Annotated in this window: 13 protein-coding genes; 6 read left to right on the top strand and 7 right to left on the bottom strand. The window is 49.7% G+C overall.

The features are described 5' to 3' along the window. Positions 1-11 precede the first annotated feature (11 nt). Together HOK28_04620 and HOK28_04615 are read left to right on the top strand one after the other, a co-directional pair. Entirely contained in the window at positions 12-1,394 is a 1,383-nt protein-coding gene (locus HOK28_04620) for a hypothetical protein (GenBank protein MBT6432351.1), read from the top strand. Positions 1,395-1,606: 212 nt separating this feature from the next. After that, entirely contained in the window at positions 1,607-2,023 is a 417-nt protein-coding gene (locus HOK28_04615; GenBank protein MBT6432350.1) for a hypothetical protein, read from the top strand. Here the strand turns inward: HOK28_04615 and HOK28_04610 are convergent. Beyond that, positions 2,020-2,817 (bottom strand): TatD family hydrolase, encoded by a 798-nt coding sequence (locus HOK28_04610; protein MBT6432349.1) that lies wholly within the window; start codon positions 2,815-2,817, stop codon positions 2,020-2,022. The genes HOK28_04615 and HOK28_04610 overlap by 4 nt on opposite strands. Before the next feature lie 129 nt (positions 2,818-2,946). Here HOK28_04610 and HOK28_04605 point away from each other — a divergent pair, with 129 nt between their 5' ends. The 3 genes from HOK28_04605 to HOK28_04595 all read left to right on the top strand — a co-directional run bounded on the left by HOK28_04605 (position 2,947) and on the right by HOK28_04595 (position 7,091). Beyond that, positions 2,947-3,924 carry a D-cysteine desulfhydrase family protein gene (locus tag HOK28_04605; protein ID MBT6432348.1) on the top strand — a complete coding sequence of 326 codons (978 nt, stop codon included), beginning with the start codon at positions 2,947-2,949 and terminating at the stop codon, positions 3,922-3,924. A gap of 88 nt (positions 3,925-4,012) precedes the next feature. Continuing rightward, positions 4,013-4,729 (top strand): hypothetical protein, encoded by a 717-nt coding sequence (locus tag HOK28_04600; protein ID MBT6432347.1) that lies wholly within the window; start codon positions 4,013-4,015, stop codon positions 4,727-4,729. 31 nt (positions 4,730-4,760) lie between these two features. Next, positions 4,761-7,091 (top strand): thioredoxin domain-containing protein, encoded by a 2,331-nt coding sequence (locus HOK28_04595; GenBank protein MBT6432346.1) that lies wholly within the window; start codon positions 4,761-4,763, stop codon positions 7,089-7,091. On the opposite strand, the gene HOK28_04590 is transcribed toward HOK28_04595, so the two are convergent. From HOK28_04590 to HOK28_04580, 3 genes are read right to left on the bottom strand one after another with little or no spacing between them, the layout of a single operon-like run. Further along, on the bottom strand, positions 7,088-7,699 hold the full coding sequence (locus HOK28_04590; protein MBT6432345.1) for a glutathione S-transferase family protein: 612 nt from the start codon (positions 7,697-7,699) through the stop codon (positions 7,088-7,090). The two genes, HOK28_04595 and HOK28_04590, sit on opposite strands and share 4 nt — an antisense overlap. A gap of 25 nt (positions 7,700-7,724) precedes the next feature. After that, entirely contained in the window at positions 7,725-9,767 is a 2,043-nt protein-coding gene (locus tag HOK28_04585; GenBank protein ID MBT6432344.1) for a hypothetical protein, read from the bottom strand. Between the two features lie 58 nt (positions 9,768-9,825). Continuing rightward, entirely contained in the window at positions 9,826-12,246 is a 2,421-nt protein-coding gene (locus tag HOK28_04580; GenBank protein MBT6432343.1) for a S8 family serine peptidase, read from the bottom strand. A gap of 204 nt (positions 12,247-12,450) precedes the next feature. Between HOK28_04580 and HOK28_04575 the strand changes: the two genes are divergently transcribed. Beyond that, positions 12,451-12,957, top strand: coding sequence for a DUF4442 domain-containing protein (locus tag HOK28_04575; GenBank protein ID MBT6432342.1), 507 nt, complete (start codon positions 12,451-12,453; stop codon positions 12,955-12,957). A 3-nt stretch (positions 12,958-12,960) separates the two neighbouring features. Here HOK28_04575 and HOK28_04570 read toward each other — a convergent pair whose 3' ends face one another. The 3 genes from HOK28_04570 to HOK28_04560 all read right to left on the bottom strand — a co-directional run. Further along, entirely contained in the window at positions 12,961-14,106 is a 1,146-nt protein-coding gene (locus tag HOK28_04570) for an acyl-CoA dehydrogenase (GenBank protein MBT6432341.1), read from the bottom strand. Positions 14,107-14,199: 93 nt separating this feature from the next. Beyond that, the gene (locus HOK28_04565; GenBank protein ID MBT6432340.1) at positions 14,200-15,261 is read right to left on the bottom strand and encodes a hypothetical protein; all 1,062 of its coding nucleotides are present in this window, start codon (positions 15,259-15,261) and stop codon (positions 14,200-14,202) included. 19 nt (positions 15,262-15,280) lie between these two features. Beyond that, a partial coding sequence (locus HOK28_04560) for a hypothetical protein (GenBank protein MBT6432339.1) occupies positions 15,281-15,966 on the bottom strand: 686 nt, incomplete at its 5' end.

Raw genomic sequence — 15,966 nt, 5'->3', positions numbered from 1 at the left:
TAGAAGTTTCTGTGGACTGCAACGGTGAGCAAACCCTGGTTCAGGGCTTTGTGAAAGTAAGCGGTACCAAAGTTGTGGAAGGGTATCTCACTGGCGATTCGCAGGTGCCGGTTGTTCCAGACAGTATGGCCCCAGCTGTGATTCAGCTCGAAGCACAGGTCATCGATTTTTCGGTCACGCAGACGAACTCTGAAAAATATCTTACCATCAATAAAGGGACTCTTAGCGGTAGCCTCACTCCAAGAACGATTATGGATAATGAAACAGGTGCATGTAAGCTGAGCACGCCTCATAGCATCTTTAGGGATGTACGACTCTTGGATGCCCTTACCACGGTTACGTCGAGCGGAAGCCAATTTGATGTAGCCGTCGAACAGGCCGACCTCTTTGCCGTAAACGGTCAATTTGAAGATTATGAAAACTACCTCGACGGCTCACTCATGGTTGATGGTGACTTGATTAGCTTCCCAATTACGGGTGAAGAGCCGAGCCTGGACCCTGAGTATGATGCAGATGTATTCCACGCTGCTTTTGATTGTGTTGAAAACTCGACTTATGTGGATACCGATGAAGCATGTTTTTTTGAAAAGACTTTGGCTCAAGGTGCAGCACGCCTTTTGGTAAAAACCTACGGCGTGATCACCAAAACGGTAGACTCTGACACCGACTGCGGTTTCGATAACAAGCTGGACCAAATTTGGGAGTTTGTAGATACAAGCCTCTTGGGACCCGCATTTACTGGAGATCCCGTTTCTGTGGATTGGGCGGTTGACCAGTGTGTCATCGGCGGAAACGAACGTGAAGTTGTTGCCGAGGATTGCTCGGGAAATGTTATTTCAATTGACGGCACAGCCAGTATTACCGGAAGTAAAAGCGTAACAGGTCAGCTCAACCTCTCCGGTACGCCTTTACACCCTTTGAATCGTCGAAGCGCCGAATTTGAATTTACGCGAATCGATCTCAATAATTTTGCTGCGATGGAACAAAAATCAGGTGCTGAGGAATCGGGCCCTTTCTTGATGTTTCATTCTGGCACACTCACTGGTTTAAGCCACCCTGTTACGGGTGAAGCCGCGGATAGTCCAGGGGCCTATTTTATTAAAACGCCTGTATCCGGTTTTGAGTCAGTTGCTGTCGATGCACATGTTACCTTGCATAATGACGGTAAGATTTTCCACTTGATACTGAATGGTTCAGACCTGGACGCTTTCAATGGTTCCTATGGGTTCCAAACCAACAGTTTGATGGGAGACCTTTGGGTCAATGGGACTCGGTATCGAATGGAAACCAATGGCGAAGAGATGGAACTGAACCCTGATTATGACCAGGATGCATTCGACGCGAGCTATGCCTGTAAAGAGAATCTCTTGGAGGTCGTGCCTGCCGCTCAGTAAGGCATTGATATTAGGTGCAGTATTAAAAGGTCTCAGGTTTTCACCTGGGCCTTTTTGTGTTTCTGGTTCCCTGAGACCATATTCATGCTAAAAAATCCCCAAACCCATGAAAATGTTGATATTATTAAAGTTCAAGATCGATAGGAAGATGTACCACAGATGTATCATCGGTAACCTTTGGGTGGCGGTGAATTGAGAAATTTGAGGTGGCCATGTTGGAAGATTCTCTCAAACAAATTTATGCAGATTTGGGAACAGCTCTACGGTGGGGCTGGGATGAAAGATTTTGTACAGCACTCATGGTCTTACAGGGCGAGGCAGCGACAGAACTGCTGGCAAAGGTCGAAGATGGTTTTGACAAGGTTTGGGACGAGTCGAGCATAGGCGATGCATCCGAAGAGATAAGGCATATGGTGACTTACCTCTCAGGCCTACGTGATGAGCAAAGATTGCATACCAAAATTTTAGATGATTCGACGATTCTATTTACTGCGATCTGGCCTTGGGTAGGTAAAAGTCATGTCTCATATCGCGTCGGGGTCTTCAGGGCCTATGCAACGCCTGATGTGGCCAAAGAAGCTCACACCACCTTAAAGACAATATTTACGACCTCTGAAACTGAGTCTTAATACCCAAAGAGTGTTCTGAAGTTATCACGTACTGCCTGTGCCATTTCCTCAACAGAGAGATCTCGCGCCTTGGCCATGGCCTCGATTCCTCGAGGTACATTGGCGGGCTCGTTACGCTCACCTGGATCTGGTCCCATATAGGGACAATCTGTTTCGGTGAGCAGTTGCTCAATGGGTAGCTCTTGGACAATGCGTTGAAACGACTCTGCTTTAACAACAACCGGCGGGATGGAGAGGTAATAACCTGCCGCCGCAATCTGCTTCGCTAATTTCAGTTTGCCGCCATAGCAGTGGAAATCTGCTTTCTTTACATTCATCTCTTGGAGAATTTCGAAGCAGCGTCTTTCAGCCTTACGACTGTGGATGATGATTGGCAAGTCGTGCTTTTGAGCCACTTCAACGAGTTTACAAAAGACTCTTTCCTGAGCGGCTGGATGGTCTTTGACCCAGTGTTGATCGATGCCAATTTCACCTATTGCAACCAGGCGAGATGCTTGGCTGTCGATGAATTCAATTTCAGCATCCACATCAAACACGGTCGGTGGTTCAAAAGGGTGATCCCAGCTTCCGCTCTCGTGAATCTGTGCGGCCATTGCATCAAGTGGGTAGATACCCAGTGCAGGGAGGAGATGGTCGTGTCGATCGCAAAGCTTGAGTACCTCTCGGTTAGATACGGGTTCTAGACCGTTCACAATAATGTACTCAAGCCCCTTCTCTTTGGCGCGTTGTGCGACTTCGTCTTCTTCACCCGTAAACTTGGGATGGATCAGGTGGGCATGAACATCGACATACATGATATAGATTCTACTCCTAAAGCTTCAGGTTGATTAACAGAAAATGCACCTTTGTCTACACATCCTTGCATAGAATCTTGGCTGGTTCGCCAGGATGTGGCAATTTGTAGCTTCAATAAGGGGACTTAGATGAAAGAAGTGTCCAGGTTGCGTATGGCGCACCTGCCCACACCCATTGAACCACTCGATGCGTTAAGCGAAGAGCTGGGAATCGACTTGTGGATTAAACGCGACGACCAGACCGGCCTAGCACTGGGCGGTAACAAAACAAGGAAACTGGAATACCTTGTTGCGGACGCCATCGCGCGCGAAGCCGATACTTTGATTACGGCCGGCGCTCCCCAGAGTAATCACTGCCGACAAACCGCCGCGGCAGCTGCTCGTCATGATCTAAAGGTTACTTTGGTACTTGGGGGAGCTGGCCACCGCGAGAATACGGGCAATCTCTTTCTATCACGTTTGCTGGGTGCGGATATCGAGTGGACCCTTGACGGGCAGGACCGTGATTCAAAGATGGCGGAGGTTTCACGCACACTTTCCGATAGTGGGAGAAATCCCTATGTCATTCCTATCGGGGGAAGCAACGGAATCGGGGCGAGGGCCTATCGCGAAGCATTTATTGAACTTACTCAGCAGCTCCGGGATGTGAACCTTTCACCTTTTAATAGAATCGTTTTAGCCTCAAGCTCTGGAGGTACCCAAGCTGGGCTTGCTTACGCCGCAGCCAAATCAAAATCTAAAACTGAGATACTCGGGATTTCGGTAGACGAGACTGAAGCTTCTCTACAAAAAATCGTCGCAGATTTGACCCGTGCTTGCGGTCAAGAGTTACAAAGTCAGTTCAAACTAGAACCTGAAGATATCTGCGTCGTCGATGATTACTCGAAGGCTGGTTATGCCGTTATGACCGAGCGTGAGCGCGAGGCCATCGAAATGTTTGCCCGTAAAGAAGCGATCTTACTTGATCCTGTTTATACGGGGCGGGCTGCCGCCGGGCTTATTGATATGTGCCGAACTGGCCGAATTTCGCAAGGCGAGCGAATTTTGTTTTGGCATACCGGCGGTGCACCGGCATTATTTCCATACGCCACTGAATTATCGAGCTGATTGAGCAATTCTCCTTTTCCTAAGCATCAACTTGTGTTCAATGGTTTTAAAGTCAGCGCTCAGCCTATAGCTGACGGGGAGTCTCTCTATGAAAAACATTATCTTTATAAGCCTTACTTTTCTTGGCATGTGCCTTGCCAGTGGTTGTGCACAAGATTCCCTTGGACGTTGGTGCACGTTTGATGACAGCAGTTTCGATATTGAAGAAGTGTCGGTTCTTGAAGACGCTATGGGTGAAGTGAATGTTCACGATGCGATTGTTATTGATTATGATACTTCATCTTTGGCAGAGACCGCCACATGGCGAGTGGGATCCGTCGATGCTTTGATTATGGTTCCTCAAAGTCAATTTGACGCGTACCCCGATAGCATCACATTGGCTGTGGAGGTTTTCGATGCTGCAGATCCTCAGTCGGCAACGCCTTGGGTGGTTGAGCAGGTATTGAATAAGAACGACCTAAATTGGGACGATGTAACTTTAACCAGCCCAGATCTTCAAACGGAATTATCACAGAAGCAAGCTTGGTGGTCATTTGATTTTACGGATGTCATTCCAGAGACGGGAATGACAAGCACAACTTATGTTGTGGGACTTTATTGGAAAGCAGGCAATTTGCCATCTGTGGGTTACTCAAACTTCAATCGACCATGTGACCGAAACTGGACGGATTACAGTGACGGACTTGGTTGGATTCTCAATTCGGAACGGTTTACGGGGCTGGGTAATCCGCTGCCAAACTCTTGTAATTGGCCTATGCTTCGCGTGAATGTAGAAGTTCGCGAGGAACGCTCCAATTGCCCATAGCTCGGTAAGATGGCCATTAAGTGGAAGTGTTATGAGATTTGTTTACTTAGTGATTCTCGTCTTTTTAGGAGCGTGCACGCCTGGCAATAGTGGTGAGAATCTCTCGCAAACTAATATGCCTCAAAGCTTTACTCCCGAGGTTGCCGATTCTCCCTTGCCTGGGCTGAAGAGTTCGACCTCGATCCCAAGCGCTTATCTGCAAGCCTACAAATCGGCGGGCAAAGATTACGTTCCCCGCACCCACCACCTGAACGATGATGGTAGTGCGAAGTACATCAATCGATTAATCTTCCAAGAAAGTCCCTATCTACGTCAACATGCTCACAACCCAGTGAACTGGCATCCATGGGGGCCCGAGGCATTTGCACGAGCCGAGGCAGAGGGAAAACTTATCTTTTTAAGCGTTGGATATTCTACGTGTCATTGGTGCCATGTGATGGAGCGTGAATCCTTCGAAGATAAGGAAATCGCCGGTTACATCAATGCCAACTACATTCCCATTAAGGTCGACCGCGAAGAGCGGCCCGATGTGGATAAAATTTACATGAGCGCAGTGCAGATGCTGGTTGGCCGGGGTGGTTGGCCCATGACGGTATTCATGACCTTTGATAAATTACCGGTCTTCGGTGGTACTTACTTTCCGCCGCGGGATGGCGTGAGGGGTACACGGCGAGGTTTCTTGTCTATTCTTAAAGAGTACCGTGAAAGGTATCTGAGTCATCCAAATGAACTGGTTCTGGAGGCTCAGGATATTGCGACGCGTGTTGTTCAAAACTCAAAGCCCCGTCCTGGCGTTGGCGTACCCAATGCCGGGGCTATCGTGCGGACCGCGAACACTCTTGTATCAAGCTTTGATTCGGTTCACGGGGGGTTTGGCCGTGCGCCGAAGTTCCCGCGAAGCCACAACCTAGAATTCCTCGCAAGATACTACCGGCGCAGTAACGATAGGTCGGCGCTTAAGGCTTATGTGACGACTCTGAGTAAAATGGCTGCAGGCGGGATGTACGACCAGGTTGGGGGTGGCTTTCATCGTTACTCCGTAGATGCGAAATGGCTTGTCCCACATTTTGAAAAAATGCTTTACGACAACGCGCAATTGGTCGTTGCCTACCTGGAAGGGTTTCAGCTCACCGGGCGGGGAGACTTCTCCAGAGTGGCAACAGAGACCTTGGATTATGTCGCTCGAGAAATGACTTTTTCAGGTGGCGGATTCTATTCTGCAACAGATGCTGATAGCCCTGCACTGAATGGGCACGACGAAGAAGGACTCTTCTTCACCTGGACGCCCCAGGAAATTGACAATGTCCTAAAAGATAAAACGCAGTCGCTCTTGGTGAAAAACTATTATGGGGTCACAGCACGCGGCAATTTTGAAGGCCGGTCGATTCTCAATGTAACGCAGCCTCTAGACCATATCGCCAGGGCTCTGGACTTAAGCCTCAATGAAGCGATGGACTTAGTCGATGATGCAAAGACGAAGCTTTACGATGTGAGGCTTACGAGAAAGCCGCCGATTTTAGACGATAAGATTATCGCAAGCTGGAACGGGTTGATGATTTCTGCTTTCGCTAAAGGCGCAGCAGTTCTGGGGCGTGATGATTACTTACGCAGTGCTCAAAAGGCCGCTGAATTCGCAATGGAGAAACTGTGGGACGGTCAACGACTTGGGCGAGCCTGGCGCATGGGTAAGGTTCGTTATGATGGTTATCTTGATGATTATGCTTTCATGATCGCGGGTCTTCTCGACTTATATGAAGTTTCTCAAAATGAGAAATGGCTTGGTGCGGCCGTGGAACTCCAGGCTGTCTTGGATAGAGATTTTAAAGACAGCGCAGGCGGTTACTTTTTTGTTGCTGAGAGTAAGGACAACCTGTTGGCCCGTGATAAGCCGGCCTACGATGGCGCGATTCCCGCAGGGAATTCAGTGGAGGTTCTGAATCTACTTAGGCTGTCGTTGCTAACTGGACTCTCTGAATATGATACCCAGGCCAGAAGAGCCATTTCATCCTTTGGGCAAACCCTGGTTCGAGGTGGACGTTCGATGCCTAAGATGCTTGCGGCATTAGATTTTCTGCTCGACGAGGCTTTGCAAATTATTGTGGTGAGACCTGATTCAGCGCCGGATAAGGGTGTGCTTAGCCACGTCATTCAAGAACGCTTTCTGCCGAACCGTGTGCTGCTCTACGCGAAGGATTCCGAAATTGCTGAGCTTAGTCGAAAAGTAGAGTTGGTTGCAGGTAAGAAAAGTGTTGGTGGTAAGCCGACCGCCTATGTTTGCCGCGGAACAACTTGTTCGCTGCCTTTAAACACTGCATCTGGCTTAAAGAAGGAACTTGATAAGGTAACGCTTTACGAACTCTAAAGAGCCATCGCGCGTTGGTATCCGTCACGCTCTTTCATGCGCACAATAAATTCCAAAGCTGCAGGCGAGTCCAATGGGAATCTGACCATCTGTGCCCACATGAAAGTCTGCGCAACGAGAATATCAGCGCCGGAGAACTCACCGCCCACCATATAGTCATGTGTGTCCAAATGACCTTCAATCACTTTGAGTGCGTGCTTAAATTCAAACTTCGCAGACTCGATGTTGGCAGCTATTCTTCTTTTCTCGGGATAGATAAAAGTATGCTTCGCGTTGAGCCACAGTGGCTGCTCAAGCTCGCTCATGACGTAATAGCACCACTGGTCGTAGAGACCGCGTTCTCGAGTATTGGTTTTCGGGATTAGGTTTTTCTCGGGGAATTTATCTGCCAAGTAGGTGTTGATGGCAGCCGATTCAAAGAGAATAAAGTCTTCATCTTGGAGAGCGGGAACCTTACCGGTAGGGATAATCGAGAGATAATCGGGAGCTCTACCCTCTCCCTTATGAACATTGACTTCTTTGATGCGGTAGTCGATTTGGAGTTCTTCGAGCATCCAAAAGCAACGAAAAGCTCGTGTGTTCTTGCTTCCATAAAGTGTAATCGTCATGAATTGAATCCTTTACGAATAGGTCCTACCAGCGAGCATCGATCGACTGATGTGCCTGGGTTACTTTTTCTGCAAACTTCGAAGAAAATGTGACGGTGTCTTCAAAATGGTCACCTTGATAACTGTCTAACACGGTAACGTTGTGGTGAATATCGGGACCAGGCAAAACGTAGCTAAAGTAGGAATCGGTCATGCTTACCGTCACTTTGTAGCGAGCTTCTGAGAACTCCATATATGGAACGAAGGAATCGTCCGAGGAGAGCAAATAGGGCGTTGCATGAAGGGTGAGACAGTCACATTCTCCGATAACCTTTTGATTGCTACATTCTTCAAAGCTTACGTTGTTGCACGCTGCGGTGTGTTGCACAAAATAAACTGCGTCGGGACCGCGCGCCGTGACATCCGTAGACTCGAGAACGAACTGTGGGTCATTTGTTGGCAAGCCCCAAGCTATTTCAGGGGTAACTTCACCGGGTGCGGTTAAGAATTCTAACGGCCCGATACGGGCTCTGAATGCACGTGCCTGCGAACAACCGATGGGTGCTTCCTCTATGGACTCTTGGCAGAGTGCTGAGTCATTCACCAAATCACTAAATCCCAATTCGAGAATATCGAGGGTGAATATCAGGTTGTAAATCGGGTTATCTATGGGGACGTACATCCATTCAGAATCGATATCGAGATACATGTCTTGAATCGTTTCAGCCGTTTCAAGGCTCCGGATGGCCGCCTTGGCGACATGCCAACCGTGAGATTGGATTACCTCGGTGGTGCTGGCCGAAGCCCATTGTGGTATGGGTTGTCCATTTTCATCAATTCTTTGAGCACCCGGTTCTTTTTCAAAACAATCAAAAGGATTCTCAGAATTGCTGATGTCTGTTTCGGTACAAAGTTCAAATTGCTCAAGGCCTTGCTCGTTGATGAGGGGGAGGTCCATGAACAAAGCAGATTGCATGCCGCCTAATGCTTCTGGTAGATGAATCGCCATGCCGCCATAATGCTCTTCGAGGGCGATTCGCGTGACCCCAACCCAATCTGCAGAAATTGCGTTATCGTTACCACCGCCAACCTCGGGGTGCCCTGACCAGTTGGTGAGAGTGAGAATGGTAGAGCCGGTTTCGAGGTGATTTGCTTGAAGCGTGAGTAGTCTATCAGAGACGATACGAGGGTCTCGGATATCGTTTAGCATTCCTTTTGCATCGGCATTTGGGTGGAAGCCTCCGTGCTTTGTTCCGGTTAAAAACAGGCTTTGCTCTGCCATGGATGTAGCGGCCACTGAGAGTTGGCTTGGTAGCATATTAGCAGCTGCCTCGCGCACTGCTTGTTCGATGGATTCGGTAATGCGTTCCATATACACGGGGTCGCGACCTGAAATTTCGTTGATTGGGTCTCCCCAAAGGCCAATTGTATCGGGAGCTTGATGGTTGTGGGTGGCTGTTACAATAAGCCGATCTGCAGCGAAGCCTTCGGCGATAAATTGTTCTTCCACCTGCCAAAATCGCTTACCTTCCAATCCAACCACGTCTACGGTAACCCATGCGAAGTAACGCGTTGGTTCGGTGTTGGCGGCGTTGTGGGAAATAATAAAGGCCCTCGTTGAGATAGGGGCCGAGACTGTTTGTGCTGGATGCAGAGGCTCAAAGCCGCCTTTAAAAATAGCATCGAAGTACCCGTTGCCGTTTACATCATCGAAGGGCTCTGCGCAGCGGTCACCGGCAGGGTCATCAAAACAGCCGTCAAAATCATTATTGCCGTTAACATCTGTATAGGTCTCAATAATTTCAGGTGTGATATCGACGACGGCGGTACCTACGTAGGTGATATCATCCGCGAGTAAAGTCATCCCGAGAGGCGCGGGTATAGGTGGTGGAGGATCGCTTTCGTCGCTTGAGTCGCTCTCATCACTCGGGTCGCTTGAGTCGGTGGGGTCACTTGTATCCGTGGTCGCATTTGTGGGGTCTGACGCCTCTGTGGTCTCGGGCTCGTCGTCTCCTGAGCACCCGGTTATGCCACCAAGGCTTAGGCAGATTGTTGTCATGAGTAAAAATAAGAGTTTTTTATTAAGCATAGCAGGCAACTTTCATAGAGTTGCTACCATACGGTGACTTGCTGCTGAGTCCAAGACTCTAGCGAATGTATTCCCGGACTTGTCTGATCGCCGCGAGCGATAGAAGCATGGCAATGAAGAAAATACCTTGAGCGGGGTTCTGGCTGTTGCAGCCAGAGGTTTGCTCGGTCTCGATCGTGCATGAGTAGTCAGCTGGGCTTATGACGCTAAGTTGGCGTGATTGAGTCCCTACGGCATCTGTCGCATGAATGACGATTGTAAAATCCTGATCAATTTGAGGAAGTGCAATATCCAACGCAGAGGTCACCTCGGTAACTCCCGTGTATCCCATATCGATTGCTAAACTGACCTCGTCGCCGTCGGGATCTTGGGGGAGCAGTGTCATGACAAGCGCACAGGCAGCATTGCGGGTGATACGAGTTCGAACGCTTGGTGGTTCGTTATGATTCGTGACTTCGCCGTATAGGCTGGCTGCTCCTCGGATTTTTCCGTAGCCATAGGCCTCGTTGGGGACCTCGCCGGTTGCCTCATCCATCAGCGCTTGGTTCGTCATCGCTGCTTCAATCTCTAAGTGCGTGGTGAACGAGCCTGAGCCGAGCATCAGCGCGGCGATACCAGCCACGTGCGGTGTGGCTCCGCTGGTGCCACCAAATCGGCTGTAAGCACCGTAAAAACTTGGGTCGTTATCCAAAGATGCGCAAACGATGGGATCATCGGGGCTTGAGATATCGATGACTTGTTCTCCATCAATACGAGGTCCCATACCCGACCAGGCACGGCGGTAGCCTACGGCTCCTCCCCAGTCGCCTTGATCAACCACGCCTCCATGGGCGGCCACAGCGATCACGGTATCCGCGGTGGATGGAGAAAGCGCGCTTCCGTTGTCTGATACATGGGTTAGCCAAGAGACACCTTGCCCCCACCCACTTCTGTCGTCGAGAAGGACGCCGCGTAATTTTTCGATGAAAGGTGAGCCAGTGACTTCAATATTCCATTCGCGTTCAGTAAGCTCTCCACCCTGCACGCGGCTGGCGTAGAGCTGGACCATGGCCGTTCCCCGTTCAGAGCGGTCATGCCAGCTTTGAAATTTCATGTCTCCGATGACGAACTCTGAGTAAGGTGCTGTGAAGGTTTGGAGTGTACGGTCTTCGTCGCGTATGCCGAGCTCAATATCGGACTGTTCCCCGCGCCACGTAAAAGTAACGTTGAACATGGAGTACTGATGCCAGTCTAAGTTATCAGTGCTCAGCGTCATGATCTGAGGCGTCTGCGAGATGTTACCAATATTTAGGATATGGGCGGCATTGGCTAAGTTACCGGCAGGAGCCACTTGTACTTGGTTTGATTGCGCAGAGCTTGTGACAGCTGCTTCAATATTCGTCGAGCCATCTTGAAAGTTTTGCCAGTCATTCCATTCGTGAAAAACGACATCTGCTCCAAGCTCTTGGCTCATTGCAATGGCGGCTACCTTATCTTGGTCACTCAACAAAACAAGATCGGCAGCCGGAGCAATACCGGTGTGCCTTCTTAAGCCAGGCCAACCGGATACGGCAATGCCCGCTGCTCCCGTGCCATGAGACATGAAGTTCCAATCGATGTTTTCTTGGATATAATCTCTCGGATACCTAGAAAGATTGTCGCCTCGTTTATAGAGAGTTGTCCCATCATAAAGCGCGGCTACTTTAGAAGAACCGAGCCTAACTAGTTTTTCTCCTCCAGAGATGACACCGTCTCGATTGATGTCGTCACCAATGAATATAGGTTCTCCGAACGCGGGGGTTTCGTCGGTGACAGTGGAGCCGGCGTAGTTTCTTTTACCGTCTTTATTTTCGTCGATGTAGAGCCAGTCTAAATCAGGTTGGTAGCCATCTTCTAAGCCCGACTCAAAAAGAGACAAGGTACTTTCGAAGATATTATCGCCATCGAGGTCTACAGTGTCTCCGGCGCCGATGATGCCATTGCCATCACTGTCCTTAACGGCAACGTAGCCACCATCTGGTCTGAAATAATCAGGATGAAAGATATCCCACGCGCTTTCTAAGTCGGCGATGGTGATGCCTTCGCCCATTGTTCCTACGTGGCCACTGGTTGGGGACCAGATTTGAGTGGCTTGAATTTGCCGAGAGGTATCGTAGAGCGGCGGTGAATACATGGTGGGGATGGCGCTCTCAACACGAACCACGCCCGGTACACTTACAAGTTTTTGAAGGTGTATTTTGGGGATTGTGATGGAGACAACATGACCGACAACCACCGGCCGCCCCGATGGTAGTTGTTTAACTTTGGCACCGACATTGCGTAGTGAATTGAGATTTTTTTCATGAACGGATTTATCAAAGCGCACCGTGAGGTTCATGGGATCTTGATGTAAATGGCTCAACTGCGCGGGTGGGTTGAGAAGAATCGGGGCGATAATAGGTGCTTGGGGAGAAGCTAGCGTAGACCAAGCTACAACAAGCAAAGCAACACTCTGGTACATCGTTTAACCTGCCTTATTTTCCTGACCAGCTTAGCCGGCCGCGGTTTTCCCCATGGGCGATGGGAACGACAGATTCTAATGAGCAAGTTTGAGTTTGGGAAGCCGAAAGGCATCGCTGATTAAAAAGTCGACCGACAGAGACGTATTGCGTTTGTCCTGATAAATGCATACTTAATGTGACGTGTGCTTGTTGAGGGGGTGGAAATGACTGAGAGAGTGAATAAACTTCGCCGTATTGTGAATAATCTTAATAGGTTACCGCAAGGTCTGCGGATACGAGGGCTTACGTTTGCGGTTGGCAGTGCGGTTAAATTCGCAGGCACTGCTAAAGTTGAGATCCTTGAGATGACTCAGACTCGATTGCACGCTCGGATTCGCAATCGCAAAATAGTTCAAAATCATATTGGTTCTCTCCACGCAGCGGCAATGGCGCTGCTTGCGGAATCTGTGACAGGCCTAGTCGTGGGGATGAACGTGCCCGATAATCGGACACCCGTCATAAAGCTGATGAAGATTGATTATGTTCGCCGAGCCAAGGGAGACCTCGAAGCTGTTGCAACAATAACTGAGGATGACGTTGCGCGAATTCGGTCGAGTGAAAAAGGATATATTACGGTTCCCGTGAAAGTTACGGATGCCGATGGGCATGAACCGATTCAGTGTGAAATGATTTGGGCCTGGACTCCAAAGCGCTCAAGGCAACGGAGCTGAGTTTTAATAGCCCACACGTTTGGAAATAATTTCCTTCATCACCTCTGTGGTTCCGCCGCCGATGGGCAGGATGCGGACGTCACGGCTTAGACGTTCGACGATAGATTCCCGCATATAGCCCATACCACCAAGAATTTGCACTGCGTCGTAGCAAACCTCCTGAGCGATTTGGGCGCAGAAATTTTTACACATAGAAACTTCTGCGATGACTTCCTCACCGGCCTCCATACGATTGGCCACTTGGTAGAGTAGGGTTTTGGCTGTGAGAACTTTCGTTCCCATATCGGCGAGCTTGTGCCGAGTGACTTGAAAGCCAGTAAGTTTTTTACCGAACGCTTTTCTTTCTTTGGCATATGCTATTGCCTCTTCGTAGGCGATTTCAGCCGAGAGAGCGCCATAGGCGGCCAGTGCAAGACGCTCCATCTGAAAGTTTTGCATCAGTAAAATAAAGGCAGCACCCTCAGACCCTACGAGATGCGATTTCGGCACGCGCACTTCATCAAAAGCCAGTTCCGCGGTATCACTGGCGCGCCATCCCGTTTTTTTAAGTGAACGTGAAACGATGACACCAGGCATATTTTTTTCGATGACGAGAAAGCTAACACCCTGATGCGGATCGTCTCCGGTACGAACAAGTGTCGTTAAAATATCTGCCTTCACACCTGAGGTGATAAATATTTTGTTGCCCGTAACGATATAGTCATCGCCGTCTTTCACTGCACGGGTGGTGATGCCGGCCACGTCGGATCCCGCTCCGGGCTCTGTTACTGCGAGGGCTGCGACCTTATCGCCGGCCAGTGTTGGTTTAACGAATCGTTCGATGAGTTGAGGGTTGCCTGCATTGATAAGTGGAGGCATTGCGATTCCTGCACTGAAGAGTCCTACTGCAACGCCGGTCGAGCCGCCGCGTAGTAAACCTTCAATCGCCATAATTTGAGCCATGGGACCGCCGCCGGCTCCTCCCGCATGTTCTGGGAAGCCAATTCCCATAATGCCAGCATCGCCTGCTTTTTTATAAAGTTCACGGGGGAAGTCTTCGGCTTCTTCCCAGGCGTGGGCGTGCGGTGCAATCTCTCTATCCGCAAATTTGCGAGCCGTTGCGCGAATCATACGGTCTTCTTCAGAGACAAGATTATCAAAAAATTTCATATAAGAATGCTGCATGACCCCGATGCGTGGGTCAATGGATGGGCCAAGTTTTGTGGAGATGGCTTTATTCTGTGAGGGCGAAATGAATGGGCGCTAGAAGCCGGCCAATTCGCAAGAAGGCTGACCGTCATAGGACATTTTACAGAAAAATTGCTCGGTGGTACTGAAGTCTGTGCAGGTTTCAACTTCGTAACAAAGTAGGTCTTCTCTAGGATAGAGAATCGCGGCACTCCCGCCTTGGTAGGGCGTGTCGTAACCACATACTGGTCCAAAACTCATATCGCAGCATTTATCGCAATAACCGCAATCGGTAATCGGAGCTCCGCCGCTTCCGGAGTCTCCATCACATGTGGTTGTGCCCGTACAGGTAAATTGCCCGCAGAAGTTTTCAATGGGTCCTTCGTCGGAGCATGCGGCAAAGTTTGTGGCTAAGTCAGCTACGCAAACGCTTTCGAATTGGGTGCTATCACAGGTTTCAAACTCCCAGCACAAAAGTCCCCAACCGGTGACATCTTTGCATTCTATAAGCATGTCGGAAAAACCACTGTGGTCGCAGTAAGACTCACCTAGGGTGTCACAGGGTGAGCAAGCTATGCAGTCAGGATCTACAAACTCTAAACCTGGTTCACATGTACCATCGTAATCTGTGGGTAAGGGGGCGCAGTTTGATTCTCCGTCTAATCCATTTTTGCAATAGCTGTTTTCGTCGCAGAAGGTAGAGGTGTCCCAGCAGCCGCCCGCGCAGACAAAGACCTCACTGTAATACGTTAGGGGAGACTCGGGGTGACAGCGTTCCACGCCTGCAGCGCAGGGAGGACAGCACTCAACGGCGAGGTCATCAAAGCAAAGAGGGCCAAAGGTGGTGCAGTCGATGGACGCACAGTTATCAGCCTCGCTGGGTTCCGTGTCGTCGGGATCAGAAAGCTCAATCCAGGGCGGCTCATCGTCGGTGGGTTCGACGGCACTTGGATCAGATGGGTCGGTCGTATCGGTTTGGTCGACTGGTTCGGTCGGATCTCCATTCCATGCGGGATCAAGCTCTACCTGGTAGCTATCGCAACCAAATAGGAAGAGAGCAGAGAATACCAGAACCAGGACGTTCATCATGCTTAAGTCTAGATTGTTTTCGCGTAATATTGAAGCTGAAGTGTTCATCTTTTCTGAGATGAAGACTTTAATGCTTGGGTAGGTTGTTGAAAAGGTCGCGTGCTTCGGGCGAACGCTCGCTCTCACTGAACTTCGTTAGAAAGTTTTGTAGACAGCTTTTGGCTTCGGTCCATTGGCTATTCTTGATGTAGAGAGCACAGAGTTCAAAGAGGCTTTCCTCGGCGACGATGTCGAGTTTATCTTCAGATACTAACCCTTCAAGAATCGATCGAGCTTTATTTTGATGACCCAAGTGACGCGCTTCCAAGCGAGCAAGTTCAAGTTGAGCCATCCGGCCAGTCATGGATTGTTTTTCAGTTGAGAGCACTCTGAGCAGAGTTGCCGCACGTCCGTAATCTCCTACAGCCCGGTGAATGGTTGCCAACAAGTAGCGTGCTTCGTCACGCTCCCGAGGGTTTAAGCTTGAGAGTTCGTCACCCGAGAGAAGCGATTCAAGTGCTTCAATAGCCAAGCTATGCTTTTGGTCCCGCCAGAGGGTACGAGCACTTTGGAGAAGCTCCATGGCCGATGCTTTGGCTGCTTTCGGCTTAGGTTTCTTGGCAGGGGCAGATTTCTTAGAGGCGGCCTTGGCTGCGGGTCGAGCTTGCTTTTGAGTGGGGGAGTACTCAGGGGCTTGTTCGGATTCCGCATCCAGGGCCGGGGAGGGTAAAAGTCCGGCTTGCGGGCTTTCGAGGGTAGGGCTTTTTACGGGTG

It is taken from the genome of Deltaproteobacteria bacterium (assembly GCA_018668695.1).
In the GTDB taxonomy this organism is placed as follows: domain Bacteria; phylum Myxococcota; class XYA12-FULL-58-9; order XYA12-FULL-58-9; family JABJBS01; genus JABJBS01.
This window is presented reverse-complemented; position numbering and strand designations above follow the sequence as displayed.

Excerpts from the sequence above, each read along its gene's own strand:
- HOK28_04615 (MBT6432350.1), top strand. The coding sequence starts at position 1,607 with ATGTTGGAAGATTCTCTCAAACAAATTTATGCAGATTTGGGAACAGCT.
- HOK28_04610 (MBT6432349.1), bottom strand. The coding sequence starts at position 2,817 with ATGTATGTCGATGTTCATGCCCACCTGATCCATCCCAAGTTTACGGGT.
- HOK28_04605 (MBT6432348.1), top strand. The coding sequence starts at position 2,947 with ATGAAAGAAGTGTCCAGGTTGCGTATGGCGCACCTGCCCACACCCATT.
- HOK28_04600 (MBT6432347.1), top strand. The coding sequence starts at position 4,013 with ATGAAAAACATTATCTTTATAAGCCTTACTTTTCTTGGCATGTGCCTT.
- HOK28_04595 (MBT6432346.1), top strand. The coding sequence starts at position 4,761 with ATGAGATTTGTTTACTTAGTGATTCTCGTCTTTTTAGGAGCGTGCACG.
- HOK28_04590 (MBT6432345.1), bottom strand. The coding sequence starts at position 7,699 with ATGACGATTACACTTTATGGAAGCAAGAACACACGAGCTTTTCGTTGC.
- HOK28_04585 (MBT6432344.1), bottom strand. The coding sequence starts at position 9,767 with ATGCTTAATAAAAAACTCTTATTTTTACTCATGACAACAATCTGCCTA.
- HOK28_04580 (MBT6432343.1), bottom strand. The coding sequence starts at position 12,246 with ATGTACCAGAGTGTTGCTTTGCTTGTTGTAGCTTGGTCTACGCTAGCT.
- HOK28_04575 (MBT6432342.1), top strand. The coding sequence starts at position 12,451 with ATGACTGAGAGAGTGAATAAACTTCGCCGTATTGTGAATAATCTTAAT.
- HOK28_04570 (MBT6432341.1), bottom strand. The coding sequence starts at position 14,106 with ATGAAATTTTTTGATAATCTTGTCTCTGAAGAAGACCGTATGATTCGC.
- HOK28_04565 (MBT6432340.1), bottom strand. The coding sequence starts at position 15,261 with ATGAACACTTCAGCTTCAATATTACGCGAAAACAATCTAGACTTAAGC.